The sequence below is a fragment of the Alkalibacillus sp. S2W genome (assembly GCF_046764385.1).
Classification (GTDB): Bacteria; Bacillota; Bacilli; order Bacillales; family Alkalibacillaceae; genus Alkalibacillus; species Alkalibacillus almallahensis.
Genome location: NZ_CP177234.1, coordinates 239,423 through 265,805, shown reverse-complemented (window position 1 = coordinate 265,805; position 26,383 = coordinate 239,423). Strand labels below are relative to the sequence as shown.

The window sequence follows — 26,383 nt, the reverse complement described above, 5'->3', positions numbered from 1 at the left end:
TATTGCAAAAGGGTTCGGACTTTTATTTAATCTTAGTTGACTGACTTAACGCTTAACTTATTCGTGACGTCAGTATTAGGTGGCACTTCCACAACTAATACAGAATAATTAATCATTGAAAACTCGCTATCATACCGATTACTCTCGCCATTATAGTATTCATAGAACAATGATTGACCTAAAGTGACATATTCAACCTCTAGTTTTTCTTCACCAACTTGTATTTGCCCCTCATTAATTGTGGCATTTACAACTGGGTCAACATGTAATTGCCTGCCATGAACAATCAAAGAAGGTGGTCGATAGAGTTTGATAGTTGCTTGGTCTACTAAACGATCATTTTCATTAACAATCATATATCCTCCTGTTCTCAGACCTGCATTAATCGGAACCAAGCTCAAGCTATGATCAATCGGTACAGACCATTCCCCTGCTATAACCAAATCTTCAATAATACTCATATCTTGATTAGTCACAGCTTCTTTCACTTCACTATCTGTCAACGACTGAACTGGCTTATCATCTTGAGCTTGAGTAGGAGCTACTAATATGAAGTAAGCTACGAACCCTACTGCTAGACAAGCCATATAAGTCATAAGAAATCGACTTCGAAACCAGGATGTTTTCTGTAATTTTTCCATCATCAAACCAATTGCCAACGCAATAACTAGCACGAGTAGCAAAGATAAATAAGTCATGACAGTCATCGTTTCACCTCCAACCGTTTGACACCAAACAAGACAACAGCAGATAGTATTAAAGCAACCATCAATACTTTAACCATTAGCATCAATACCGATTGATCTAACACAATCCATCCAACCACATTTCGAATCGGCTCAACCAGATAAAAGGCTCCGATTACAATGGCCGGAACAATGACTTTCAATAATGTATGTAATTGCATGATCGTCGCTAATGTATAACTAGCTACAGAAATGACTAATACAAGTAATGCCACAATTCCCCATAGCACCACTAAATCTAACGCCATAAAAACTGATTGAATATTCAAAGGATCATGAAGGATATAACCAATCGCTTGCATAGTTAGGGTCATCCCAACTGTGAAAAAAGCTGCTACAATCGACATCATAACTAGAAAAATAATATTCGATAAATGACTAATAAAATGATTTGTGACAAACATAAACTCCATTTTCCGTTGTTCACGAGTAATCATCCCAAACGGAGTAGCTAAAGCCCACAGCAACGTAAACATTATAACTACATTACTGTTAATCTCAGAAATACTATAAGTCATCATCTCATTAATTCCACCGATCTGTTCACTGCCTGTAACTGAAAAGAGGAATCCAACGATTTGTAAGATTGCAAGTGTTGAAAAAACACGGCGAAATGCGGCTAATTTTAAACCAACTTGTTGTCGTGTAGCGTCAAAATAAGACATTTGTTTAAAAGACATGATCGACATCACCCCTGTTCATTTGGGTTAAATAGACACATAAATCTGCAGGAGCAACTGGAGAAATCGTAAAACCGTGCTGACGTAGCTCCTGTAATGTAGCCTCACCAGGATGCTTGATTACCCAATACTGTTGATTTAGGTCCATCCGATCTTGGTATAGAATGGTTTGCTGGTCAATTAGTGAATCGTATTCCCCAACTAGACCAACCGCGTATTGTTTTAACTCATCCATCTCCATCATAAGTTCAAGCTCACCATGGTCTAATAGAATGACGTGTTCTAATAAATCTTCTAGTTCATTTAATAAATGACTTGATAAAATAATAGTCCGCGGATGAGCAATATACGATTTTAACAACGCTCGATAAAAGTCTCTTCTCACGCCATAATCCATCCCCGTTGTTGGTTCATCAAACATAGTTACTGGGGTCTGAACAGCTAATCCGATAATGGCATTTAATGTGCTCGCCTGCCCTTTGGATAAATCCCGTGGCATTTGTTTTAATGATAGATTGAAATGCTCCGACAAATTCTCTGCTAACACTTGATCCCAATTTGGATAAACCTTATTGAAAGCTTGATAGACCTCACTAATCCGAAAATCTTGTGGGTACATCATGTCTTCATTGACGTAAAATAGATTAGCTGCAACACTTAAATTTTCAAGCGGTTCGTTTCCAAATACAGAAACTTCTCCTTCTGTTGCGGCCTCAATACCTGCAATAAGATTAAGCAATGTTGTCTTCCCAGCACCATTCGGTCCAATCAACCCCGTTATACTTTGGTCAGGAATGTTGAGCGTCAACGTAGAAATAGCTTCCTGTTTCCGATAGCTTTTCGTCACATCACTCAGTTCAATCTCAGCCATTATAACTTCCTCCTTTGCGTGCCTGATTAATCCGTTCAATTAATTCCTCATCACTTACATTTAAATAATCAGCCTCAAGCACTAATTCATCGATTAACGTTTGTAATGTCTCTTCTTTGCGTTTTTGAATTATTCTTAAACGCGCTTTGTCTGACACAAATGTCCCTAATCCTCTTTTTTTATAGATTAAGTCATCATCTAACAACTTAGTAATCCCTTTTCCAGCAGTCGCAGGGTTGATATTAAACAGTTCTGCCAGCTGATATTGAGAATACATTTTATTGTGTGCCTGTATGCGATGGTTTAAGATTTCATTCTCAAGCCATTCTGCAATTTGCACATATATGGGTTTCATACTCTTATGATTTAACATCGATTCGCCTGCCTTTATTCGATGCAAGTTAGTGCACTAGTTATGTAATGTACTAGGTTCTAGTTTACACTTAATTTAATAACTGTCAACCTCAATACAAAAAAGCCCTTTACAACAAGCGTCTGAACACTTGTTATAAAGGGCTTAAATAACTAAAACATTAACTAACATTGTATTCTTCGTAATATAAAATACGATCTAGATCAAGAATAACGATGAGTTGTTCTCCATTTTTCGCGACTCCTGTTATGTACTCACGATCGACTCCTGCTACCATTTCTGGTGGAGCTTCAATGGTGCTTTCATCAATATCCACAACTTCTGTTGCTTTATCAACAATGACACCTAACGGCTTTTCATCAATGGTTAGAATTAAGATACGGGTTTCTTCATCATTATTAGCTTGGCCCATTTCCAACTTCTCTTTTAAATCAATAACTGGCGTGATAGCACCTCTTAATTCAAAAATACCTTTCATCGAATTAGGCATCTGTGGCATTGTTGTAAGCTCTGGCAATTTCTCAATCGACCTTACCTGTTGAATATTAATCGCAAATCGTTCACGATTAAGTTCAAAGATAATATATTTCGACATCTCAGCCATGTTTCTCCCACCTTTATTAAAAATTTATATATTAAAACTATTATACTGTTTATATCGACAAAAAGACACACTTTTTTACCTATTTCTTTTATCCTATTTCCATAAAAAGAGGTGCCATGTTTATGAATATTTTGATTGATGCTGATGCTTGTCCCGTTACACATGAAACGATAGACGAAGCCTTAAGACGTCATATCCCGGTCATTATGATCAAAAGTTTTGCCCACTTCTCTCCCAACGATCAGCAACCTGGTGTCGACGCGATTTATGTCGATTCAGAGTCGGAAGCTGCTGATTACAAGATTATTCAAAATGTCCAAAAGGGCGATCTCGTTGTCACTCAAGACTATGGACTTGCTTCACTCGTTCTTGGGAAAGGGGCTCATGCGATCCATCACAAAGGTATGGTTTATACTAACGATAATATTGATGGACTCCTACAATCCCGTTATCTTAATGCCCTAGCCCGACAAAGTGGAGAACGCTCGAAGGGGCCAAAAGCTTTTTCGAATGAGGACCGCGATCAATTCACTAGCAGCCTCCAAAATCTTTTAGACGATTTAGATCATAGCGTTTAAAGACTGCTCAAGTGAAACATACTGGTAAAACCAAGGATTCGCTGTTTCTAATTGCTTTGCTAATTGAAACAAAAGACGATCTTGACCTAATGCTGACTGAAATTGCATGCCAACTGGTAAACCTTCTTCTGTCCAATCAATTGGCACACTCATAGCTGGTTGTCCACTGGAATTGGCAATTTGAGTAAAACTACAATTATTAAGCATAATGTCCGTCATTTCAGCGACTGTATCGGGTACCATATCACCTGTATTAAACGTAAATTGGTTCATAACAGGCGTCATGAGAACATCATATTGGTTGAAAATCTCCGAAAATGACTTCGAGAGTAATTGCATCCGAACGCGTGATTCTTCATATTCGAAAGCTGACATCTTTAAGCCTTGTTGATACAAATCGTAGGTTACGGACTCTAGTAAATCACTCAAAGGTTGACGTCCGACAAGCGAGCCAAGATGGTCAATAGCCACGGCGCCAGAGGCAATCCATACATTCATAAATTGAGCAGTAAAATCATGAAAATCGAATCTTGGTTTAATGACCTCTACCTCATGCCCTAGGTTAGTTAGTAATGTTTTCGCTTTCTCAAAAGCTTGGTTCGTCTCATGATCAATGGTCACTTGACCATGCCAATCAGGAGTCACGGCAATTTTTAATGGTTTCGGTTCATGATGAAGTGATCTTGAAAAAGATTCGTCAGAACTAAGCGTCGGGTACAAGTCTTGGTTCGTTCCACCTTTAATTATGTCTAATAAAACCGCACTATCACGCACTGATCGTGTTACAGCATGGTTAACTGAGATCTGATTAATATATGGCGGAATAGGTGACAGGCCACGAGATGGCTTAAACCCAAATAACCCACTCATCGCGGCTGGCATCCGAATTGAACCACCTCCGTCACTAGCATGCGCAAACGGAGCCATACCAGAGGCAACTGCGGCCGCAGCACCACCACTCGACCCACTTGGCGAGCGCGTTAAATCCCAAGGGTTACGAGTCGGGCCGAAAAGTGTCGGCTCGGTTATTGGCGTAAAACCGAATTCCGGGGTGTTTGTTTTACCTTGAATATGTAAACCAGCATGCCGATACTTCTGTACAAACCAATCATCAGCTGGTGCGATGTGGTCATGCAATAACTTCGAGCCGTTAGTAAATGGTTGTCCCTTTACTGGGTTTAAATCTTTGATCAAAATCGGCAGCCCTGACAATGGACTCTCAATATCCCTTTCCACTTCAGTCGATAAATCGGTCATATCATGGACGACCGCATTCAATAACGGATTCAAGTGCTTAATTTTGTTGGCAAAATGTGCTCGAACTTCATAAGATGAAGCTTCACCTTGATCGATCAACCGTTTCAACCCTAACCCATCGTATTGAGAAAAATCTTGTTTCATCTTGTCACCTCATTTGTGTCAGTATTTCGTCATTTAATTTCCGCAAAAAGTTCACAGACATTTGTTCATTCAACTTATTAATCATGATACATTAACCATATGAAAAATTCACTAATTTATAGGAGTGTTCCGATTGGCAAAACGGCTTATGAGTCTAATGGCTATCATTTTAATCATATTATCAGCGTGTGGTAATGAGGAAACAGAGGAATCATCTGAACCCGATTCATTAGCACCATTAGAAGTTGAAATCTTAACCGAACAAAACCTTTCGAAAGGTGATGTCACTTTATCAGCTCACGTCACTCATGATGGTAACAATATTAATGAAGCTGACGAGGTTGAGTTCGAAGTTTGGCAAGAAGGATCGAAAGAAGAAAGCGACATGATTAAAGGTTCTTTCACTGAAGAAGGTGTCTACGAGGCAACTTATACATTCGAAGAAGACGCAGTCTATCACATGATTGCTCATGTTACAGCAGTTGATCAACATACAATGCCTCAGCAAGCTCTCGCTGTTGGTGAAGCAGAGTTAGATGAAGATCAGTCTAGTGAAGATAGTAACGAGGAAGATCATAGCGACCATAACTAATAAAAAGGCGTGCCCTCGTGAATAAGTAATTAAGTTTCTAGAATTTAAAAATATAATATAGAGTGAGTGTTACACTGAATAGGTACTTTGGTATTGCACCTTGAAAGCTAGAGTATTAATTTAATTTTTAAGCTTTATTAAAGTCCGTTGTTGATATTGTGATCCGCTACCGGCGGACGCTTTCCGCGGGCACGGCTCGAGCCTCCTCGGCCGAAAAAGCGTGGCCTGTGGGGTCTCGAGACTCGTGCTTTTCCCGCAGGAGTCGCCACCTTCGCTTCTCACAATTCAACAACTCAGTGCTACGTCATTTGAAAAGCAACAATAGACTTTAACATAGCCAACTTTAAAAATGCTATTCTTTCTTGTTCAACTAATCTGCCCCATCCGCATCCCAACATAATGCAACAAAAACAAAAGGTTATAAATTAAATTTTTCTGAAATGATCTTAGCTACTTCCTTAGCGTTCAAATTAGTATTATTTATTTTTATGTAATTTTCTCTTTTAATTTCACCTTCGTTAGAGTTCAACCTATATTGTTTAATTGTCTCCTTTAACTCATTTTCAGACCAATCAACATTTCTCTTTGTAGGCTTGTGTTCAAGTCGGTGGGGACTTTTATTTCTTTTAAGCCTCTCATCAACATCTGCATCTAATTCAACAAAATAAATACTTGCACCTCTGCTTTCAAAAATCTCACACGTATTCTTCACAAAGTTCCAGTCCTCTTCTTGATTAAATGCCCAAACATAAGTGAATATTAAGCCTGCTTGATAACTCTCAGCAACAGCTTTAAATATTTCCGTCCTAAAAAGTGTTGATAACCTCCACATTTCTGGACTGAACCCCAAGTATGGTTCGAGTAGTTCAATGGTCATATGGTTGTGAAACAACTTCAATGCAGTAGCCTTTTCTAGCTCTTGCCCAACAGTCATTTTGCCAACTGCTTGAGGTCCAAATATGAGTAAGAATTTCATTATTACCTCCACTATTAATTCTTGGTTATAAACTTTTTTCCTATTACAAATAAACTGTTCCGTCTGATTAGTCAAGAACAACCACCAATTTCTGAATTAATTTTAACATAAATTAACAATCACCTGTATTGGTATAAAAAAGAGACCAAATCAAATTGATTTGGTCTGTTAATTAGGTAAATACTAAATATGCTTCTTCACATCAACATTAGTAGTATCCAGTTAATTATTGCATGCCTGGATTCTTTTGTGAGTTATTCATTGATTGATTTTGTTGGTTCATTTGTCCTTGTTGAGCCTGTTGTGCCTGCTGTGCCTGTTGCGATTGGGCTTGTTGAGCTTGTTGCCCTTGCTGCATCTGCTGCGCCTGGGCTTGACCTTGAGCCCGAGCATTTGCCTGGTTGGCTTTCGGAATTGAAATGTTCGACAATGCATCTCCCGCTTCATTTCGGTATATGTTTTGTTGCGCAAGATCACCAATTGACAGCATACCGACAGCTTGACCATTCTCCGTTACAGGCAAACGACGAATTTGATTTTGAGCCATCATTTGCGCTGCTTCATGAACATCCATGCTTGCGTCAGCTGATACAATTTGATCACTCATACACTGACCAATCGGGCAATTCCCTTGTTGATTTTTAGCCGTTGCTCGAAGTGTAATATCACGATCCGTCACAATCCCTCTTAGCTGACCATTTTCGATAACTGGAATGGCACCAATATCATTTTGCTCCATTAATGCCGCCGCTTCCTGTACCGTCTGATCAGATGTAACCGATACGATGTTGGAACTCATTAAATTTTTAATCGTATTCTCCATAATGTCATCACTCCTTCTAACGTTTATCATGTATCAAAAGGAGTGATTTATACATATTATCCTGCTAAATCTCGCTTGCGATAACTAGCAAGCGCAATCAGACTTAAGATGATCGCTATGCCTATTAAAGCTAACACATTAATTAATTGGAATTCCTCTACAGGTAAACTTGGCACCCATTCAAAAGGGGATAGCTTATTCATCCATTCAGGGAATTCTAAAGCACCACCCAAATACACGACAATAAAGGAATAACCTAAATAGGCCCAAGTGATCCATAGCCATCTTCCAATGCCAACACATAGAGCTGCCAGGCTTAACATGATCCAAACTGCAGGTAAGTACGCCATCATCGTTTCAAAAACCGTCATAAACTGTAATCCATCAACTGATCTCTGTCCCATCAGTCCCATACCAATACCAGCAGCACTGACGACGATCAAACTAAATAATAAACCGATCACTAAATGTACACCGAGAAGTGACGGTTTTGATGTGGCCGTGGCGATGACTGATTCCAATCGGTTTAGCTTTTCTTCTTTCGCCAATCGATACATCGATAAAACAACCGGAACCGTCGCAAAAATTGTAATGATAACAGCTAGCATCGAAACGAACTCTTCAATTAAGGCTCGACCTGTTAATTGGTCAATATTAAGCATCTCTTTCATAATCTCAATCTCAGCTACATACGTTCCTGTTTCCCCTAACACCGAACCATAGGTAGCACCGAAAATGAGTAAACCTACAGCCCAAGCAATAATCGAGACTCGTTGCATCGTAAGCGTAAATCCAAATTGTGTTTGTAACCATTTCGATGCATGTCGAGGGCCTTGTCGTGCTGGTAATAATCCTGCTCCTAAATCGCGTTTTGCATTTAAATAAAGCGCTAGACCTGTCAATAATAATCCCGAGACCAATAAAAGCGCGACTGGCCACCAATGATTATCAACCATCACACGCGTTTCAAGCATCCATCCAAGTGGCGACCACCATGATAAACCTTCATAAGACACGTCACCTAGACCACGAATCGCATACGATACAATCAAGACAAGAAACGCTAAACTAATAGTACCTCTGGATGACTCAGCTAATTGTGCACAAACAGCCGTAACAGCAGCAAAAAATAGACCAACAGCACTGATCCCTATGCCATATAACAAAGCACCTTCAAACGAAATCGATGCAACCGATAATAAGTACAATCCAGTTCCTACACCACAGGCCAATACGACAAATGACAGAGTATGGTGAATCATAATCGCAGCTAATGGAGCCAAGCGTCCTGTTGGAAGGGAACGGATGATTTCCATACGACCAAGTGATTCCTCTTCTCGTGTATGTTTCGATACCGTTAAAATACTAAAAATAGCTGTTGCTAACGCTGTGAATAAGAACATTTGATGTGCCATGATCGCACCGATATCATACTGTTCAACACCATAAGCTGGACCTAACAACATCGTAATCGCTGGATTTAAGACAGATTGTGCCAATCGTTGACGATCTCCTTCATCTGGATATAATCCTTCAAATAAGATGGCTGTTAAAACAGTGACAGCTATAATGGAAACCAGCCAGATGACTAATCTCAATCGATCTTGTTTCAATTGCCATAACAGAATAGACTCCGTTTGACTAAACCAATCTCGCATTAGACGTCACCCTCTCCAACATCATAATGACGCATGAATAAGTCCTCTAAAGTCGGTGGGGCGCTTTCAATTTTCGTCACTCCAGCTTGTGCAATGGCTTGCATCACATCATCCAACACTTCGCGGTCAACTTGAAATTGGTAACCCCAGTCCGTTTCTTTCCATTCGTGAATCCCTTGATCTGGTAAGACCAACGTCTTTTCTGTTTCAACATAGAGATGCGTTCGTGTTAAATGGCGCAAGTCTGACATCGTCCCGGTTTCAATTACTTCACCATCACGAATAATCGCAATACGATCACATAGTTTCTCGACTTCAGATAATATATGACTCGACAGTAGGACACTTTTCCCTTCTGCTTTTGCCTCTAAAATCAGTTCTTGAAATTTCCGTTCCATAAGGGGGTCGAGCCCTGAGGTCGGTTCATCTAAAATATATAAATCACAATCCGCCGCAAAAGCTGCCACTAAAGCTACTTTTTGACGATTTCCTTTCGAATAGGTACGGCACTTTTTTGTCGGATCAAGTTGAAAGCGTTGAATCAACCGTTCCTTTTTCTCCTGATTCACCTTTTGACCTCGCAAATGGACTAAGTAATCAATCACTTGACCACCTGTTAAATTAGGCCATAAATTAACATCACCTGGTACATACGCGATGCGTTTATGAATGTTAACAGCATCATGCCAAACATCCTGACCAAAAATGGTCGCTTTCCCATCTGTTGCTTTCAAAATACCTAATAAAATTCGAATCGTTGTCGATTTCCCGGCACCATTAGGACCGATAAACCCAAAGATTTCTCCTTTATCAACTTCCAAATCGACCCCAGTTAAAACGTCAACTTGACCGAATTGTTTCGTTAATCCTTTTGTTTGCAATACTGACACAACGCTCTCCCCCTTCTCGCTTCAACCAAACGATTGTGCAATACCATCAGACTAATGATATACCCATTCTAACGTATAATAGGCTTGAATTAAGTGTTTTATTAAATAATTTGAGAGATTGTATTCAAAAAACTATAATAATTCTTATATATAGTTTACAATTAAATAACCAAATAGATGAACGATCCTATGGTAGCAACTGATTTTTAGCCCGTTTTAAAATCATCAAAAGGGGCATTCAAACCATACAGAGGTGATTACATGCACTACCGTCACGCTATATTTTTATTTAACGGCAATAAAAACGTCCAAGAAAAAGAGACGATGTTAAAGCAAATCATGCCAATATTAGCCACACAAATTAAAGATATCGACTTCGTTCAAACCGAATCAGAGCAAGAATTAAAAGATCGCTGCCAAACGGTTTCCCAGTATGATTTATTAATTCTGTACGGAGGCGATGGCACTCTACATACAGCCGTTAACGAATTAGCCGAACTAAATGATGTGCCGCCTATTTTGTTACTCCCTGGAGGTACATGTAACGATTTTTCACGGACAATTGGACTACCCCAGAACCCCAAAAAATTTGGACCTGTCATTAATCAAAATGAGACAAAAGAAGTTGATATTACTCAAATTAACAATCACTATTACACAAACTTTGCTGGGATGGGTCTTATTACTGATGCCTCTGAAGGTATTGATCAAGAATTGAAGGAATCATTCGGGACCTTAAGTTATTTCATTAGTGCAATTCAGTCCTTTCAAGCAGGCGATACGAAACGATTTTATGTCACAGCTGATGGTGAAGATTATGAAATCGATGCGGCGATGTTACTTGTGATGAATGGATCTTTCATTGGAACACATCGTTTCCCGATTGAAACCATAGACATTAGTGATGAACGCTTAGATATTGTCATTGTTGAGGAATCCAACATGAACACCATTAAAGAATGGCTGTCACTTAAAAATGTGTTCAGTCGCACGAAACCACTGAATCAAATTCGTCACTTTCAAGCAAAAGACATTGTCATTCGATCCGATCAAACGTTAGAAGTCGATACAGATGGCGAGAATTACATCAAAACCCCTGCACACATTACAGCAGGCAAAAAGAAATTAACGTTTATCACTAGCTCTGCCGTATAGTAAAAAACGGTTAAAATTTTTATAAAAAGAATTTACTGTTTTCACCACTTTATGAGCTAAAAATATGGTATGATTAAGTTGTCATTATTTAGGAGGGGGGTAACAAAATGAAAAAAGTATTACTCACAGCTGTGCTAGTATTATTTGTTGTGTTAGCAGCATGTGGTGATGAACGTAGCGATAAGGAAGTTGTCGCTGACGCATTCGATAACATGATGAACGCTGAAAGTTATGAATCGTCTTCAACAGTGGACTTTGAATTAAGTGGCAATATGAATGATCCAATGTTTGACCAAGTTACGAGTATGTTAAATGACTTTGAACTACAAGTTGATCAAGCATATGATCAAGAAGCACAAATGCAAGAAGTGGTCATGGATATTAGCGGTTCGATTCCGCCATTATCTCTTGATGTTAAACTTCCATTCTTACAAGACCTAGAAAACCAGGTTATGTATATGAGAACAGATAGCCTAGCTGATAATTTAGGCATGATGTTCCCAATTCCTGAAGAAGCTAAAGGAAAACTTGTTAAAATGGACTTACAGAATATGCAAGGTGTCGAAGGTGAAGATATGCCTGAGATGGACCAAGAAGAAATGCAAGAACGCGGTCAGGCGATTTTCAAAGATTTCATTGAGCAAAAAGATGAAGGCGACTTCACACAAGAAGAAGATCGTTATTCTGTCTCAATTACACAAGAAGATTTCCGTTACTTAATGGAAGCCTTCATGGAAGAGTTTGATGAAATGTTCACTCAAGAAGAGATGGATACATTTAATCAAGATTTAGATACGATGATGAAAGAAATGGATGAGGTCTTAACCGTTGAACAATTTGATATGTCAATGGTGATTGAAGATGACCAAATCCAAGAAAATACTCTTGAATCTGACCTGTTATTTGAAGATCCAGAATCAGATGAATCGATGCAGTTTTACATGAATGTACAAACGACTTACAGCAACCGTAATGGAGATATTGAATTTAATATCGATCCAGAAAATGAAGAAACGATTAGTTTTGAAGAATTAAATCAGATGATGAATGATATGATGATGCAAGATATGGGTGGCATGAACTAATTAATCCATAAATCTCTCGGGAAATTATCCCGAGAGATTTTTTATTTAAGCTTTGTTAAAAATACATTCTTGATATTGTGATCCGCTTTCGTTGGATGGTTTAGTTTCGCTGTATGTTTGGGGGATTTCGCTGTATTGAGCGCCAATTTCGCTGTATCACTGTATCACAGCGGTTCTCGAAGCATGCGCTGTTCCCACGACGGCAATGTCGCCGTCAACGCTACTCACCATTCAACAACTCATTGCTACACCATTTGAAATTCAACACTAAACTTTAACAGAGCTTTTATTTAAATACCCTACTTGATAAACCATACAAACACACAGAAACAAGCATTATACCAATATGGTGAATCATCGGTGTCAACAATAAGCCTGCTGCCATGATTAGAGCTGATATGGATAAACCTAATCCTAATGGTGTTAGATCTCGATTAATAGCATAGCCCCATAATATCAAACCAACTGGAAACCCTAATGACAATATGCCGATGGGTAATAATATTCCATGTTGAGTCAAAACCGTTTGTTCAACTTCATGAGCTAAATCCAACAGCGAGACGAACTGACTGATCATAAGAAAAGGAATCCCTAGCCATAATATAAGCAAACTAACCCGCCATAATTTAGACGATTCATAACGCCAATAGTCCACTAATCCAACTTGAATCAAACATAAACCGAACAACAAACTGTATACGAGTAGCTCGTGATTTGACCCCGTCCTCCCCGCTTCACCAAATCCGAATATGGCAGGTAGGCAAAATAAAACAATTCCTATTCGAAATATAGACCTCATACAAACCCCTCTCTTTACACCATCACGTATAAGTTCTTCATACCCTCTTCATACTAACATTAAGCATTCATGAAGAAGGTGAACACATGGGAACACAAGACAAATCCAATCCCGTCTATAAAGATTTTAAGAAAAACGTTCAATTTTTAACAGAACAGTTACGTGTTGATGACAATTTTGATGTTATTCATCATCAACTCGTCCACGCCGAACGAAAAATGGCCCTATTCTATGTAGATGGCTTTGCTAACAATTATTCTTTAGTTGAAACGATTAAAAGTTTGAATAATGTAGAAACGTCTGACCTAAAAAAAGACCCAATTGATACGCTAACTCAATCTATTATTCCTCACCAAGAAATCGAAACGACAGATGATCTCGAAACGGTCATCACTCAAGTCCTGTCAGGTCAAGCTGCTTTCATTATTGAAGATTGTGATGAAGCCATTTTAGTCGATACACGAGAATATTCCATACGCTCACCTCAAGAACCTGACCTAGAGAGAGTTGTACGTGGTCCACGCGATGGTTTTGTCGAAACCATTGTCTTCAATGCTGGTCTCATACGTCGTCATATTCGCGATCGTTCCCTTAATATGAAATATATGCAAGTGGGTACACGGTCAAAGAAGGATGTTGCCCTTGCTTATATCGATAGTATTGCGGATCAGGATATAGTAGACAAACTTACCCAATCCATTGAAGCCATTGAAGTCGACGGTTTACCCATGGGAGAGAAAACACTTGAAGAATATATATTTGGTAAGCGACTCAATCCTTATCCGCTCGTCCGTTATACCGAACGTAGTGACACAGCAAGCGTTCATTTATTGGAAGGGCATGTCTTAATCATTGTCGATGGATCTCCGAGTGTCATGATCTGTCCAACGACTTTTTGGCATCATTTACAGCATGCTGAGGAATATCGGCAAGCACCTGTGGTCGGGATGTTCCTACGTTGGATTCGATTTGCGGCCATTCTAATCGCTCTTTTTCTATTACCGATGTGGTATTTACTCGCAACAGATCAACAATTAGGAGGCGAAAGTTTTCAATTCATTGGCATTGAACAACCTGGACAAATCCCTATATTTATTCAGTTCTTACTAGCTGAAGTCGGGGTGGAAATATTAAGGATGGCAGCGATTCATACCCCAAGTGCTTTAGCAACCGCCCTTGGACTTGTCTCAGCTATTCTTATTGGGGAGATCGCAGTAGAAGTCGGATTGTTCACACATGAAGTGATTCTATATATTGCTGCTGCAGTCATCGGGAGCTACGCGACGCCAAGTTATGAAATGAGTCTTGCTAACCGGATTTTTAGATTAGTTTTTTTAACAGGTGCCGCTGCTTTTGGCACGACGGGCTTTATTATAATCATAACTTTGTGGATCCTTTTATTAAGTAAGACGAAGACTCTTGATGTTCCATATTTATGGCCATTTATTCCATTTGATGGTCGTGCGTTTTTATTAACACTTTTCCGTTCACCTATTCCATACAATGATTTAAGACCAAGCATCTTACACACGACGGATCCAACTAGGCAAAAACCCAAACGTAAGCTACTTTAAGAATCTTGATAAGTAAAAGAATACGGACAAACCACCTTCACATAACCATAGATATAGAATGACACTGAAGAAAAAGGAAGTGACATCTATTGTTTTATCATGTGAAGGAATTACAGTTCGAAGCTAAACCTGAACGACCTAACCCGTTGTTTGCGAGACGCCTTCAAGAAATTTTAGGTGGGCAATATGGGGAAATTTCAGTTGCGATGCAATACTTATTCCAAGGATTTAATTTACGTATGGAAGGAAAGTATAAGGATTTACTCTATGACGTCGGGACAGAAGAACTTGCACATGTTGAAATGTTAGCGACCATGATTGCCCGTCTATTAGATGACGCACCAGCAGGTACACTCGAGCAAGCTTCTGAAGACCCTGCCATGGCAGCCATTATTGGAGGCATGAATCCTCAACATGCCATTGTCTCAGGACTTGGCGCTATGCCACAAGACAGTAATGGTAACAGTTGGTCAGCAGATTATATTGGAGCAAGTGGCAATTTGATTGCGGATTTTCGCGCCAATGTTATGGCAGAATCACAAGGACGTCTCCAAGCCACTCGTTTATATGAAATGACAAACGATCGTGGCGTGAAAGATATGTTATCCTTCTTAATTGCTCGCGATCGCATGCACCAGAATATGTGGTTAGCCGCTTTACAAGAACTTGAAGAACGCGAAGGTGTCGTGGTTCCGTCGACCTTCCCTTCTAATCAAGAATTGAAGTCAGTTGCCTATGACTTCTACAACTTTTCACAAGGCAATGCAAGTGCTGAAGGGCGTTGGGCTCACGGACCAAGTATTGATGGCTGCTCTTACTTTAATTATGTGCCTAACCCACCAACTTATGGAGGCATCCCTTCCATTCCACCAGCACCACCTTACACGTTTAATACGAATTTCAATATTCCACCGCAACTTTGCTAAAACTGTTCAAGCATACTCTTTGAATCTTGCTAAACAACCGTGTTACAAAGGTAATTAGAAAAGGAGGAATCATCATGGCAAATTCAATCTTAATGATTTTAACTAATCACGAAACGATCACAGAAGATCACAAAACAGGATTATGGCTAGAAGAATTCGCTGTTCCTTATCTCAAGTTTATAGAGCAAGGATATGATGTGAAAGTAACAAGTATTAAAGGTGGCGAAGTTCCACTTGATCCAAATAGCATTGAAGATCGACCTGAATGGAAGGCTGCTGAAACAGCTTTAGAAAATACAGAGCAATTATCTAAATCAGATGCCAATGCATTTGATGGTGTCTTCTTACCAGGTGGACACGGCACAATGTTCGACTTACCAGATAGTGAAACCTTACAATATGTCTTACAGCAATACGCTGAAAAAGATAAAGTCATCGGTTCTGTTTGTCACGGCCCAGCTGGATTAGTCAATGTGACCTATGAAGATGGAACACCTATTGTTAAAGGCAAGAACCTAACAGCATTTACAGATGAAGAGGAAAAAGAAATGCAATTAGATCAACACATGCCGTTCATGCTTGAATCGAAATTGCGTGAACAAGGCGCAAACTTTGAACGCGGTGATAAGTGGAGCGATTATTCCGTTCGCGACCATAACCTTATCACGGGTCAAAACCCACAATCCAGTGGTTCAACAGCTGATCGTTTTATCCGTGCGATTGAGGCACAAACAGTATCCTAATAATCCAAAGGCTACTTCTTATTTTAAGGAGTAGCCTTTAAGTTTTTTTAACGCTGTAGTATGATAAATTTAGCATTAAAAGCATGATCACAAGGAGCTCTCAATATGAACTGGCGATTTTGGGAATACATAATTCATTATGATCATTGGTATAGCTTAATGATTGCGGGTGCCATATTTCTTGGCTTTTTAGTCGCAAAAGGATTGTTCGCAAAATATATTTTTAAATTAATTCTAGCTTTCACACATAAAACTAAATCTGATTTACTTGATTATATTGTTAAATCCTACGAAAAACCGGTCGGATGGTTATTCGTTATTGTTGGGGTTTATATTGCTGTTCATTATGTTCCATTCCTCGAACAAGATAATGAATTGTTTAGGCACTTCATCCGTTCATCCGTTATTATCGTCATTACTTGGGGACTATATAATTTAGCTTCTAGTTCTTCATTAATCTTGATGAAAATTAACGACAGGATCAGCTTAAAGATTGATCAAATCTTAATCCCATTTATATCTAAAGCGATTCGATTTATTGTCATTGCCATCAGTTTCAGTATCATCGCTCAAGAATTCGGCTATAAAGTAAGTGGCTTTGTAGCAGGACTAGGCTTAGGTGGACTAGCCTTTGCTCTTGCAGCTCAAGAGGTCATCAAAAACTTATTTGGTGGTGTTGTGATTATCACCGAAAAGCCGTTCACGATGGATGATTGGATTGAAACACCTAGTGTTGAGGGTATCGTTGAAGACATCACATTCAGAAGTACAAGAGTGAGAACATTCGCCGAATCACTCGTCACAATTCCTAATGCAACATTATCTAACGAACCGATTACAAACTGGAGTGAAATGGGCAAGCGTCGCATTTACTTTAATTTGGGTGTTGAGTATAGTACGCCGAAAGAAAAGCTTGAAACTGTGGTTGAGCGCATTCGTGAACTCTTAGAGAATCATGATGGTATTCATCCAGAAACCATTGTGGTAAGGTTTACTGAATATAATAATAGTAGTTTAGACATAATGCTTTATTTCTTTACGAAAACAACGGAGTGGGAAGAACACGTCAAAATTAAAGAAGATATTAACCTACAAATCATGGACATCTTATCAGAAGAAGATGTGTCTGTCGCCTTTCCAACACGAACATTATACTTGGATGCGGAAGATGAATCCATTGAACGTATGGCTAAACCGTTTAACCAAGATAAGTAAAGCCGAAGTAGCACGCTACTTCGGCTTTTTAGTTTGCCTGGCATGGGTGAGCTCTAACGGGTGAAAGTCCTGAGTGCGACCTGGTAGTGGTAAGCACATAGTCGAAGGCAAGGGTGTCCATGGTGACATGGAATCTGAAGGAAGCCTTAGACAAATCTCTGGTCTGACGAATAGAAACTATATAAGAGGCAACGTATGAGGATAAGACTGCTAAAGAAGTTGAAGTCCTATAGCTATCCATATCATGCGGTGTAAATATAGCAGATAGATGGAGAGAAAGAGCTCGCACCTTAACCAGGGAGGTCTCATTATCTACATCAAAGACTTGTAGTGATATAAGTTTGGATGATGAGAAGTCAGCTGAAGCCGTAGTAGTGAAGACATCTAACGAAAGTTAGAAAGAGCGAAGGGCTGAACAATTTTATGGTTACGGAAATCTCGATTGGAAGAGGAAAAAGACCACTGGCATACCGCGTTAAAGTGGATACCATCTTTACGAGAAAGAAAGGAAGTAACAAGCATGTACGATGAAAAACTGTTGGACTTGATTCTTAGGAAAGATAATCTTGACGAGGCACCTAAATTTCAAGTACAAGTTAGCCACTGGGCCAGCCCCTGCTATGGGGAGATTGTGAATAGATGAAGAGAGTTGACGCTCTCCCCCCTAGGGGGGAGCGAAATGTCACAACTATCTAAGCTATTGCCTTGACCTCTGTCATGAGTGCTTCCTGTGGCGTGCGATAATTGAGCTGTTTCCGCGGATAGGTATTCATCCACGTTTGTACGCGTAAGGTTTGTTGCTGACTCACTTGACTGATGGGGTGACTTTTCGGTATAAACCGTCGAATCAATTTGTGCTGATTTTCGCTGGTGCCGCGTTCATAAGATGCATAGGGATGACTAAAATAGACTTGGGTCGTTTCTTTTAAATCCGTTTCTAACGTGCTGAACTCCGACCCGTTATCTGACGTGATGGTTTTAAACATGGCGCGCATGTCTGTGCCGGTTCGCTCGGCCAGTGACTGAACGGCTTTTGAAATCGATGATGCATCCTTTCGGTCGACTTTAATAACGCATTCAAACCGTGTTTTACGCTCGGCCAAGGTGAGTAATACCTCATCATCTTCACCTTTAACGCCCAGTACCGTATCAATTTCCCAGTGTCCGAACTCTGCTCTGTCTTCAATATGTTTCGGCCGCTCTTCAATGGAAGTACCTAACTTGCGCTTATTTTCTTTACCGTGCCGCCCGGTCTTTCTAGGTGCGCGACTGACTTTCTCAAGCAGGTCAATATTCTTCGTCCGCATAATGCCGATGTTGATCCAATGATAGAGTGTGGTAGTGCACGGTAGTAAGGCTTGGGCATACGGAAAATGGACTTTCAAATAACCGACGACAGCGTCTGGAGACCATCCGTCCTGAAGCATCTTGGTATCCGCCCATTCTATGAATGTAGGGATACCAACCCATTTCGGTATACGCCCGCAGTTTAACCGATTTTCTTCGTACTGACGTTGGCCGACATCTGGGAAATAAACGGGATGCGTATAGCGGTATGTTTTGCCATTTTGTTTCTGTTCTCTTGCTTGCGTCACCGAACCCCGTTTAATCTCATTATTGATTGTTTGCGGCGCACAGCCTAATACTTTGGCGATTTGACGGTGAGAATAGCCTTCCTGCTTTAACACTTGGATTTTTGACCGTTCATCCGCGCTTAAGTGTTTGCCCTTAGTGCGGGGCATGTTATCATTAAATGGCGTCATGTGATTTCATTCCTTTATTGAGTGTTGTGGTTAACTTCAATATAACATGAAATTCACATGGCGTTTTTTATGACTTAAGTGGCTAAGTTCATTATAAAATCCACCTCTTGACGAGGCACAAAAACGCGTCATTAAAAACAAAGGTGCCGCTGGTGTGGATGGCATGACGATTCAAGAGTTGCCATCATATATGGTGGAAAATCAAAAGGATATCATCCGCCAAATCAAACGAAGAGAGTACCAACCAGCACCAGTCAAAAGGGTTGAGATTCCTAAAGATAATGGGGGAGTTCGCTTACTAGGCATTCCAACTGTGGTTGATCGGGTTATTCAACAAGCAATAACACAAGTTCTAACCTCTAAGTTTAACCCACAATTTCATGAACATAGTTATGGGTTTAGACCAGGACGAAACGCTGAAATGGCGATACGTCAGTCACTAGAATTTATGAATGAAGGTTACGAATGGGTGGTGGATATAGACCTTGAACGTTTCTTTGATACGGTCAATCATGACCGTCTTATGAACCTTATTTCGAGAACGGTGAAAGATGGCGATGTGATCTCACTCATTAGAAAATTTCTAGTAAGTGGGGTGCAATTAGATGAAGGGTATAAGGAGACCATCATAGGAACACCACAAGGTGGCAATCTATCCCCGTTGTTAAGTAACATTATGTTGAACGAGTTAGACCAAGAACTCGACAGTCGAGGCCTTTGCTTCGTTAGGTACGCTGATGATTGTATCATTATGGTCAAAAGCGAGATGTCCGCGAATCGCGTTATGCGCTCGGTATCAACATTTATCGAAGAGAAGCTTGGCCTGACCGTCAACACAACGAAATCAAAAGTAACCAAACCCAATAACCCTGATTTGAAGTTTCTTGGTTTTGGCTTCTTTATAGATTACCAAAGTCATGAGTATAAAGCAAAGCCACATCAGACATCCATCGAAACGTTCAAATATAAACTGAAACAGTTAACCAAAAGAAATTGGAGTGTTGATACGAAGTATCAAGTGGAACGGATTAACCAACTCATAAGAGGTTGGGTTAATTACTTTAGGATAGGTTATATGAAAAGCCTTTTGGACCGCGTTGACTCCCATACGAGGATTCGCCTAAGAGCGTGCATATGGACAAAGTGGAAAACACCTAAGAACAGGAGAAAGAATCTAATTAAATTAGGCATGAGTAAATACAATGCTTACAGAAACAGCTATACAAGTAAAGGTGCGGTTCGCACCGCTTACTCCTGGATTCTTACAACCACAATAACCAACAAGAGACTAGCCCAATTCGGGCTAGTCTCCTCTGCACAACATTATAAGAAAGTACGTGTTTAAATAAAATTGAACCGCCGTATACGGAACCGTACGTACGGTGGTGTGAGAGGTCGGAGGTTAATCACCTCCTCCTACTCGATTATTATTTCGACTGTCCTTTTGGTTTTTTAGGGAAAAATCGATTGGCTATTTTCGGTGCGTTTTGGAATAAAACGACACCAATTAAAGCTGACATTAAGATAAACACACTACTAAACGCCGCGATCTCCTGTGAAGCTAAAGCAGCGATAATAATCGAAAATTCACCGCGCTGTGTAAAGGATAATCCTGCTCTTAAAGATACACGTTTTGACATCCCATATGATTGTCCGCCCCAATAACCTACTGCTAGTTTAGCAATAATGGACCAAACTAATAAGACCAATAACAACGGAACCATGGGGATCCCTTCTGTTAATTCAATATTTGTACCGAAATAAACAAAGAATAAGGGTAACAACAAGTCACGAAAGTTTATGACTAAGTGCTCCATTTCTTCTGTCCGTTTTAACTCAGCTAATACAATTCCTGCCAAGAAAGCGCCCAATACTTCAGAAAGGTCTAAATATAACGCCAAACCACCGTATGTTAAGGCTAAGCCTATGACAAACAATACGAAAAAGTCTTCGTTCATATAACGATCAACAAACGGACGAAACTTCGGCATCACCCATAGCGATAAAAGGATGGCTCCTGCCATAAGCAGTAATACTTGTAACAGAATCAAGGTGATTGAACCAGCTGTAATCGCAGAACCAGCCGTTAGACCAACTAAAACAGCGACCAAAACAGGTGCAACGATATCTTCAAAGATTAACAAACCTAACATAAATTCAGACTCTTTGTTCGCCATTCTTTTACTGCCCTCTAGTAATTTGGCGGTGATTGACGAACTAGTCGCATAGGCCACACCACCGATCAGCATCGCCGTCATCCAGTCGACACCGAACATCAAAGCAATGCCCATAGCCACACCGAAACTGAGTATGACATCAAGAATGCCTGCTTTAAACACCTTTTTGGCTACTTGACTTAACTGTTTTAAAGGAAATTCCATCCCTAACATAAAGAACAATAAAATAATGCCTACTTCTCCAGCAAAACCTAATATATGTGAATCCTCAATCAAGCCCCCAATTACCAGTCCAACAAATAAGAACGTGATGACATTAGGAACCTTAATTTTAAGCGAGACAAAACCGACTACAAATAATAATAATAACAGTAACCCTGCTGACAACATCTCTGGTAAGTCCATGAGATACTATTCCTTACAAGTCTTTTCGAAATCTTCGACCGCTTTTTTCCGACCGAGAACCATTAGTGTATCTCCTTCATAAATCACCACATCATCAGCAGGTTTGGACAGTAGTTCATCTTCACGGAAAATAGCCACGATCGACACTTCGTTTTCACTCAAGTCCTGTGCACTGCCAACCGATCGTTCAATCATGCATGAACCTTGTTTAATATCCACCCAGTTAACTAATGCCTTTTTCCGGACGAGACTCATTTGATCGTAAGCATCATCTTCAGGCGTTTCCTCACGACTTCCGAGTAATTTAATCGCTAACTCTTTCGTTTCCTCTGAAGTCAACGTTGTCGAAAATAAAGGCTCATCATCATCGTCATCCTCTAAATAATAAAATTCACGTTTTCCACTATGATGTAAAATCATCACAGTATAAATTCCTTCACTATTTTTAAAGGTGATTTTCTTACCGACACCTGGTAATTCTGTTTCATGAAATTGCATAACGTGCCTCCTCTATTTCTTCTTATCCCTATTATATATAGAATTTTTCCTATTGGCTAATAAGTTTTAAGCAATTGTTCATACTAATGACGTGATAAGTAAGGAGGTTATGAATATGAAAAAGCATCACCAAAAAGAAACGCTGACGAACCAACAAGGTCACCCTGTCACGGATAATCAAAACGCCCGAACCGTTGGTAAACGAGGCCCTATGGTTCTTGAAAACTACGATTTTCTTGAGAAGATCAGTCACTTTGATCGTGAGAAAATACCCGAACGTATTGTTCATGCACGCGGCGCTGGTGCTTACGGCTACTTTGAATCTTATGGTGAGATAGATGGAGAGCCTCTATCAAAATACACCCGAGCTAAAGTATTTGAAAAAGGTAAACAAACACCTGTCTTCGTCCGATTTTCCACCGTTAATCATGGGAAACACTCACCTGAAACATTACGAGATCCCCGCGGTTTTGCTGTGAAATTTTATACGGAAGATGGTAATTGGGACTTAGTCGGCAATAATCTAAAAATCTTCTTTATTCGCGATCCCATCAAGTTTCCTGACTTTGTTCACGCCTTTCAACCCGACCCTGTCACCAACATTCAAGACCCTGAACGGATCATGGAATTCGTCAGTCAATCACCTGAAGCGACCCATATGATTACATTCCTGTTTTCACCTTGGGGAATTCCTGCGAATTATCGTCACATGCAAGGATCAGGCGTCCACGCTTATAGATGGGTGAACGCTGAAGGAAAAGCTGTCTTAGTTAAATACCACTGGGAACCCGTTCAAGGTATTAAAAACTTAACACAAATGGAAGCGAACCAGATCCAAGGTGAAAACTTTAACCATGCAACTGAAGATTTATATAATGCCATTGAAGAAGGCAATTATCCAGAATGGGAATTATATGTCCAAATCATGGAAGAAGGTGAGCATCCAGAACTTGATTTCGACCCTCTCGATCCGACTAAATTGTGGTATCGTGACCAATTCCCATGGCATAAAGTCGGTAAAATGGTGTTAAATGATAATCCGAAGAATTATCACGCTGAAGTGGAACAGTCTGCATTTGGAACAGGCGTGCTCGTCGATGGCCTCGACTTCTCAGATGACAAACTATTACAAGGTAGAACCTATTCCTATTCCGATACTCAACGTTATCGTGTCGGTGCAAACTACTTACAATTACCGATTAACAGCCCAATAAAAGGGATTCGCACAAATCAAAACGGTGGTCAAATGGATTACCGCACAGATTATGCTGAAGACAAAAACCCGCACATTAACTACGAACCTTCAGCGCTAGATGGTTACCGCGAAGCCGAAAATCCTGGCCAGGAACACGAACCTTATGTGGAAGGTAATATTGTCCGTGACCCGATTGAACGGCAAAATTATTTTGGTCAAGCAGGTGAAACTTATCGTCGTATGAATGAATGGGAACAGAATGAATTAATCAATAACTTGGTTAATGCTTTATCGCAATGTCATGAAACCATTCAAAATCATATAATCGAAAACTTAACAAAAGCTGACTCAGAGTATGGAAAACGTGTCGCTCAAGGTTTGAACAACCAAACATCAGAACCTGATCCCATGCTAAATTCAGACGATATCGGATATCCTTCAGACCCTTATTAACACACAAAAACTTCTAATACCGACAGTAGTATTAGAAGTTTTTGTGTTTTTCCTTAATTTTACCGGAACAAAAAACGACCTTATAGCCAAGCTCTAAAGCCTAAAAATATTACTTCCACTTATCACCTGATAGATGTCAAGATCATTCAACTGTTGCTCCATTTCTTTCATAAGCTAATTTTAATAACTCTAGTTGACTGTTAACGGATCGGTTCGTTAAAGAAGTGTAATTCCCATACCGGTCAAGCACCCTTGCCTTCTTATCATCCATAAGTTGAAGATCTAATACATCCCAAATAGCTTGCTGAACCGAATTTTCATAAATCGGCACCATAAGTTCGATTCTTCGTTTCACATTTCGAGTCATAAGATCAGCAGATGAGAGGAAATATCTTGCATCACCGTTATTGTAAAAATAGAAAATCCGACTGTGTTCTAAAAACCTACCGATAATACTTCGAACTTTAATATTTTCACTCACACCTGGAATCCCTGGTCGTAAACAACAAATCCCTCGAACAATTAAATCAATTTGCACCCCTTCTTGAGAGGCTTTATAAAATTCTTTAATAATATTTTTTTCTGTTAATGAATTCATCTTCGCAATGATTCTTCCATTATTATGCTTTTTATGATTAATAACTTCTTGTTGAATATAACTAATCAAATCGTTCTTTAAATGAGCAGGTGCCACAGATAAATGTCGAAACTCACTCTTGGACGAATTATCGGCTAAATAATTAAAAAACCGTGTTGCATCCTCACCAAATTCATGACGACTAGTTATAATCCCCATATCGGTGTATAAACTTGCTGTCTGATCATTATAGTTGCCGGTTCCTAGGTGAACAAATCGTTCAATTGTCTCCTCTTGTCTTCTAACCACTAGAATAATCTTACTGTGGGTTTTCAAAAAAGGGATACCATATATAACATGGCACCCTACTTTCTCAAGCGAACGCGCCCATTGAACGTTATTTTCCTCATCAAAACGTGCTTTTAATTCTACTAATACCGTTACATCTTTGCCATTTTCCGCAGCCTTTTTTAAGGCTTGGATAATTGGAGAGTTTTCACTTACTCGATAAAGGGTTTGTTTAATGGCTAAAACTTGATCATCTTCGGCTGCCTCCGTGACAAACGAGACAACAGGATCAAACGAGTCATAAGGATGGTGAAAGAACAAATCTTTTTCTCTAGCTGCCGAAAAAATGCTATCGTTCTCTTCAAGGTACATGGGTTGTTGTGGTCGAAATGTTGGATAAGCTAAAGAAGGGTTTTCTTTTGATTTTTCCTTCCAAAACTGAAAAAGAAACGTGAGGTCAAGTGGGCCATTTTGATAATAAACATCCCTTTCCAAAACATGAAATTTTCTTTTAAGCATCTCAAGCAGGGAATGAGATGGATTTTGATCGACTTCAAGGCGCACAACCGCTCCATCTTCACGGTTCTGTAATTCTTTTTCAATTTCTTCTAATAGGTCTCTTGCTCCTTCTTCATGAATTGTAAGGTCAGCATTTCTAGTTATTCTAAACACGGTTATGGAATACACACTATATCCATCAAACAACTTGTAGGCAAAGTGTGAAATAATATCTTCTATGAACACATACGCATCTAAATCTGATGAAAAAACAAGTCGCGGTAACATATCCGGGACTTTAAGAAAAGCCGATGTCGTTTTATTTATTTCACTTTTTAACTCAACTCCAATATAAACCGCTTTATTTGAAAGCAATGGAAAAGGTTGATGCTCATCAATTACTATAGGGGTAAGATTAGGCAAGAGAAAATCGTCAAAATACTGTTCTAAACTATCCAAATCCTTCGCTTTATGAATAATTCTCCACCCATAATCCTGTAGTTTTCTCGTTAAATCATGATAAATTCGATACTGTTCCTTCGAAAGGCGAGTCATATTCTTCGAAATACTCTCGACCTGCTCAATAGGCTTGAGTCCTGCTTTATTATCTGGTTTCGTATAGTTTGCTTTAATTTGGTCAAGTAATCCAGCCACCCTTACCATAAAAAATTCATCTGTATTTGAAGAAAAAATAGCTATGAATTTCAGTTGTTCGAGCAATGGATTAGACGGTTCGACCGCTTCCATCAGGACCCTCTCATTGAAAGATATCAAGCTAAGCTCACGATTATTATAAAGAGAAGGATGATTAAGATCAATTGTTGAATTTTGTGCCATTAT

Annotated in this window: 24 protein-coding genes and 1 pseudogene; 10 read left to right on the top strand and 15 right to left on the bottom strand. The window is 39.5% G+C overall.

Annotation, left to right across the window (positions count from 1 at the left end; genetic code table 11):
- Positions 1 to 32: 32 nt before the first annotated feature.
- From ACKXGF_RS01485 to ACKXGF_RS01465, 5 genes are all read right to left on the bottom strand, one after another.
- On the bottom strand, positions 33 to 707 hold the full coding sequence (locus tag ACKXGF_RS01485) for a hypothetical protein (protein WP_411954552.1): 675 nt from the start codon (positions 705 to 707) through the stop codon (positions 33 to 35).
- Complete coding sequence (locus ACKXGF_RS01480) at positions 704 to 1,426, bottom strand: hypothetical protein (RefSeq protein WP_411954551.1); 723 nt, start codon at positions 1,424 to 1,426, stop codon at positions 704 to 706. Before ACKXGF_RS01480 ends, ACKXGF_RS01485 begins: the two co-directional genes overlap by 4 nt.
- The gene (locus ACKXGF_RS01475) at positions 1,416 to 2,297 is read right to left on the bottom strand and encodes an ATP-binding cassette domain-containing protein (RefSeq protein ID WP_411954549.1); all 882 of its coding nucleotides are present in this window, start codon (positions 2,295 to 2,297) and stop codon (positions 1,416 to 1,418) included. The genes ACKXGF_RS01480 and ACKXGF_RS01475 overlap by 11 nt, the downstream gene beginning before the upstream one ends.
- Positions 2,290 to 2,670, bottom strand: a complete 381-nt coding sequence (locus ACKXGF_RS01470) for a GntR family transcriptional regulator (protein WP_411954548.1) — start codon at positions 2,668 to 2,670, stop codon at positions 2,290 to 2,292. Before ACKXGF_RS01470 ends, ACKXGF_RS01475 begins: the two co-directional genes overlap by 8 nt.
- 160 nt (positions 2,671 to 2,830) lie before the next feature.
- Positions 2,831 to 3,274, bottom strand: a complete 444-nt coding sequence (locus ACKXGF_RS01465) for a chemotaxis protein CheW (RefSeq protein WP_411954547.1) — start codon at positions 3,272 to 3,274, stop codon at positions 2,831 to 2,833.
- Positions 3,275 to 3,396: 122 nt separating this feature from the next.
- Here ACKXGF_RS01465 and ACKXGF_RS01460 point away from each other — a divergent pair, with 122 nt between their 5' ends.
- Positions 3,397 to 3,852 carry a YaiI/YqxD family protein gene (locus tag ACKXGF_RS01460; protein WP_411954546.1) on the top strand — a complete coding sequence of 152 codons (456 nt, stop codon included), beginning with the start codon at positions 3,397 to 3,399 and terminating at the stop codon, positions 3,850 to 3,852.
- Here the strand turns inward: ACKXGF_RS01460 and ACKXGF_RS01455 are convergent.
- Entirely contained in the window at positions 3,835 to 5,253 is a 1,419-nt protein-coding gene (locus tag ACKXGF_RS01455) for an amidase (RefSeq protein WP_411954545.1), read from the bottom strand. The two genes, ACKXGF_RS01460 and ACKXGF_RS01455, sit on opposite strands and share 18 nt — an antisense overlap.
- Before the next feature lie 133 nt (positions 5,254 to 5,386).
- On the opposite strand from ACKXGF_RS01455, the gene ACKXGF_RS01450 reads away from it, so the two are divergent.
- Positions 5,387 to 5,845, top strand: a complete 459-nt coding sequence (locus ACKXGF_RS01450) for a FixH family protein (protein WP_411954544.1) — start codon at positions 5,387 to 5,389, stop codon at positions 5,843 to 5,845.
- A gap of 418 nt (positions 5,846 to 6,263) precedes the next feature.
- On the opposite strand, the gene ACKXGF_RS01445 is transcribed toward ACKXGF_RS01450, so the two are convergent.
- From ACKXGF_RS01445 to ACKXGF_RS01430, 4 genes are all read right to left on the bottom strand, one after another.
- Positions 6,264 to 6,821 carry a shikimate kinase gene (locus ACKXGF_RS01445; RefSeq protein ID WP_411955542.1) on the bottom strand — a complete coding sequence of 186 codons (558 nt, stop codon included), beginning with the start codon at positions 6,819 to 6,821 and terminating at the stop codon, positions 6,264 to 6,266.
- 226 nt (positions 6,822 to 7,047) lie between these two features.
- The gene (locus ACKXGF_RS01440) at positions 7,048 to 7,644 is read right to left on the bottom strand and encodes a CBS domain-containing protein (protein ID WP_411954543.1); all 597 of its coding nucleotides are present in this window, start codon (positions 7,642 to 7,644) and stop codon (positions 7,048 to 7,050) included.
- Positions 7,645 to 7,700: 56 nt separating this feature from the next.
- Positions 7,701 to 9,302 carry an ABC transporter permease gene (locus ACKXGF_RS01435; RefSeq protein ID WP_411954542.1) on the bottom strand — a complete coding sequence of 534 codons (1,602 nt, stop codon included), beginning with the start codon at positions 9,300 to 9,302 and terminating at the stop codon, positions 7,701 to 7,703.
- Entirely contained in the window at positions 9,302 to 10,192 is an 891-nt protein-coding gene (locus ACKXGF_RS01430; protein WP_411954541.1) for an ATP-binding cassette domain-containing protein, read from the bottom strand. Before ACKXGF_RS01430 ends, ACKXGF_RS01435 begins: the two co-directional genes overlap by 1 nt.
- Before the next feature lie 261 nt (positions 10,193 to 10,453).
- Between ACKXGF_RS01430 and ACKXGF_RS01425 the strand changes: the two genes are divergently transcribed.
- Positions 10,454 to 11,347 carry a diacylglycerol/lipid kinase family protein gene (locus tag ACKXGF_RS01425; protein WP_411954540.1) on the top strand — a complete coding sequence of 298 codons (894 nt, stop codon included), beginning with the start codon at positions 10,454 to 10,456 and terminating at the stop codon, positions 11,345 to 11,347.
- A 107-nt stretch (positions 11,348 to 11,454) separates the two neighbouring features.
- A complete protein-coding gene (locus ACKXGF_RS01420) occupies positions 11,455 to 12,432 on the top strand; it encodes a hypothetical protein (RefSeq protein ID WP_411954539.1) in 978 nt (325 codons plus the stop codon).
- Between the two features lie 286 nt (positions 12,433 to 12,718).
- Here the strand turns inward: ACKXGF_RS01420 and ACKXGF_RS01415 are convergent, their stop codons facing one another.
- Positions 12,719 to 13,231 (bottom strand): hypothetical protein, encoded by a 513-nt coding sequence (locus tag ACKXGF_RS01415; protein WP_411954538.1) that lies wholly within the window; start codon positions 13,229 to 13,231, stop codon positions 12,719 to 12,721.
- 86 nt (positions 13,232 to 13,317) lie between these two features.
- On the opposite strand from ACKXGF_RS01415, the gene ACKXGF_RS01410 reads away from it, so the two are divergent.
- The 4 genes from ACKXGF_RS01410 (at position 13,318) to ACKXGF_RS01395 (ending at position 17,689) form a co-directional block, all read left to right on the top strand.
- Positions 13,318 to 14,805, top strand: a complete 1,488-nt coding sequence (locus ACKXGF_RS01410) for a spore germination protein (RefSeq protein WP_411954537.1) — start codon at positions 13,318 to 13,320, stop codon at positions 14,803 to 14,805.
- 89 nt (positions 14,806 to 14,894) lie between these two features.
- A complete protein-coding gene (locus tag ACKXGF_RS01405) occupies positions 14,895 to 15,731 on the top strand; it encodes a manganese catalase family protein (protein ID WP_411954536.1) in 837 nt (278 codons plus the stop codon).
- A 74-nt stretch (positions 15,732 to 15,805) separates the two neighbouring features.
- The gene (locus tag ACKXGF_RS01400) at positions 15,806 to 16,474 is read left to right on the top strand and encodes a type 1 glutamine amidotransferase domain-containing protein (protein ID WP_411954535.1); all 669 of its coding nucleotides are present in this window, start codon (positions 15,806 to 15,808) and stop codon (positions 16,472 to 16,474) included.
- Positions 16,475 to 16,579: 105 nt separating this feature from the next.
- Positions 16,580 to 17,689, top strand: a complete 1,110-nt coding sequence (locus ACKXGF_RS01395) for a mechanosensitive ion channel family protein (protein WP_411954534.1) — start codon at positions 16,580 to 16,582, stop codon at positions 17,687 to 17,689.
- Between the two features lie 692 nt (positions 17,690 to 18,381).
- Here the strand turns inward: ACKXGF_RS01395 and ACKXGF_RS01390 are convergent.
- Complete coding sequence (locus ACKXGF_RS01390) at positions 18,382 to 19,452, bottom strand: IS30 family transposase (protein ID WP_411953264.1); 1,071 nt, start codon at positions 19,450 to 19,452, stop codon at positions 18,382 to 18,384.
- Between the two features lie 118 nt (positions 19,453 to 19,570).
- On the opposite strand from ACKXGF_RS01390, the pseudogene ltrA reads away from it, so the two are divergent.
- Positions 19,571 to 20,797: pseudogene (gene ltrA / locus ACKXGF_RS01385) on the top strand (group II intron reverse transcriptase/maturase); the annotation flags it as partial.
- A gap of 82 nt (positions 20,798 to 20,879) precedes the next feature.
- Here ltrA and ACKXGF_RS01380 read toward each other — a convergent pair.
- Positions 20,880 to 22,034, bottom strand: coding sequence for a cation:proton antiporter (locus tag ACKXGF_RS01380; RefSeq protein WP_411954533.1), 1,155 nt, complete (start codon positions 22,032 to 22,034; stop codon positions 20,880 to 20,882).
- Positions 22,035 to 22,040: 6 nt separating this feature from the next.
- Entirely contained in the window at positions 22,041 to 22,532 is a 492-nt protein-coding gene (locus ACKXGF_RS01375) for a cation:proton antiporter regulatory subunit (RefSeq protein ID WP_411954531.1), read from the bottom strand.
- Between the two features lie 109 nt (positions 22,533 to 22,641).
- Here ACKXGF_RS01375 and ACKXGF_RS01370 point away from each other — a divergent pair, with 109 nt between their 5' ends.
- Positions 22,642 to 24,180 carry a catalase gene (locus ACKXGF_RS01370; RefSeq protein WP_411954530.1) on the top strand — a complete coding sequence of 513 codons (1,539 nt, stop codon included), beginning with the start codon at positions 22,642 to 22,644 and terminating at the stop codon, positions 24,178 to 24,180.
- A gap of 142 nt (positions 24,181 to 24,322) precedes the next feature.
- Here ACKXGF_RS01370 and ACKXGF_RS01365 read toward each other — a convergent pair whose 3' ends face one another.
- Complete coding sequence (locus ACKXGF_RS01365) at positions 24,323 to 26,380, bottom strand: RNA degradosome polyphosphate kinase (RefSeq protein WP_411954529.1); 2,058 nt, start codon at positions 26,378 to 26,380, stop codon at positions 24,323 to 24,325.
- Positions 26,381 to 26,383 lie beyond the last annotated feature (3 nt).

Coding starts and splice junctions, on each gene's coding strand:
- ACKXGF_RS01485 (WP_411954552.1), bottom strand. CDS start 707: ATGACTGTCATGACTTATTTATCTTTGCTACTCGTGCTAGTTATTGCG.
- ACKXGF_RS01480 (WP_411954551.1), bottom strand. CDS start 1,426: ATGTCTTTTAAACAAATGTCTTATTTTGACGCTACACGACAACAAGTT.
- ACKXGF_RS01475 (WP_411954549.1), bottom strand. CDS start 2,297: ATGGCTGAGATTGAACTGAGTGATGTGACGAAAAGCTATCGGAAACAG.
- ACKXGF_RS01470 (WP_411954548.1), bottom strand. CDS start 2,670: ATGTTAAATCATAAGAGTATGAAACCCATATATGTGCAAATTGCAGAA.
- ACKXGF_RS01465 (WP_411954547.1), bottom strand. CDS start 3,274: ATGGCTGAGATGTCGAAATATATTATCTTTGAACTTAATCGTGAACGA.
- ACKXGF_RS01460 (WP_411954546.1), top strand. CDS start 3,397: ATGAATATTTTGATTGATGCTGATGCTTGTCCCGTTACACATGAAACG.
- ACKXGF_RS01455 (WP_411954545.1), bottom strand. CDS start 5,253: ATGAAACAAGATTTTTCTCAATACGATGGGTTAGGGTTGAAACGGTTG.
- ACKXGF_RS01445 (WP_411955542.1), bottom strand. CDS start 6,821: ATGAAATTCTTACTCATATTTGGACCTCAAGCAGTTGGCAAAATGACT.
- ACKXGF_RS01440 (WP_411954543.1), bottom strand. CDS start 7,644: ATGGAGAATACGATTAAAAATTTAATGAGTTCCAACATCGTATCGGTT.
- ACKXGF_RS01435 (WP_411954542.1), bottom strand. CDS start 9,302: ATGCGAGATTGGTTTAGTCAAACGGAGTCTATTCTGTTATGGCAATTG.
- ACKXGF_RS01425 (WP_411954540.1), top strand. CDS start 10,454: ATGCACTACCGTCACGCTATATTTTTATTTAACGGCAATAAAAACGTC.
- ACKXGF_RS01420 (WP_411954539.1), top strand. CDS start 11,455: ATGAAAAAAGTATTACTCACAGCTGTGCTAGTATTATTTGTTGTGTTA.
- ACKXGF_RS01415 (WP_411954538.1), bottom strand. CDS start 13,231: ATGAGGTCTATATTTCGAATAGGAATTGTTTTATTTTGCCTACCTGCC.
- ACKXGF_RS01410 (WP_411954537.1), top strand. CDS start 13,318: ATGGGAACACAAGACAAATCCAATCCCGTCTATAAAGATTTTAAGAAA.
- ACKXGF_RS01400 (WP_411954535.1), top strand. CDS start 15,806: ATGGCAAATTCAATCTTAATGATTTTAACTAATCACGAAACGATCACA.
- ACKXGF_RS01395 (WP_411954534.1), top strand. CDS start 16,580: ATGAACTGGCGATTTTGGGAATACATAATTCATTATGATCATTGGTAT.
- ACKXGF_RS01390 (WP_411953264.1), bottom strand. CDS start 19,452: ATGACGCCATTTAATGATAACATGCCCCGCACTAAGGGCAAACACTTA.
- ACKXGF_RS01380 (WP_411954533.1), bottom strand. CDS start 22,034: ATGGACTTACCAGAGATGTTGTCAGCAGGGTTACTGTTATTATTATTA.
- ACKXGF_RS01375 (WP_411954531.1), bottom strand. CDS start 22,532: ATGCAATTTCATGAAACAGAATTACCAGGTGTCGGTAAGAAAATCACC.
- ACKXGF_RS01370 (WP_411954530.1), top strand. CDS start 22,642: ATGAATATGAAAAAGCATCACCAAAAAGAAACGCTGACGAACCAACAA.
- ACKXGF_RS01365 (WP_411954529.1), bottom strand. CDS start 26,380: ATGGCACAAAATTCAACAATTGATCTTAATCATCCTTCTCTTTATAAT.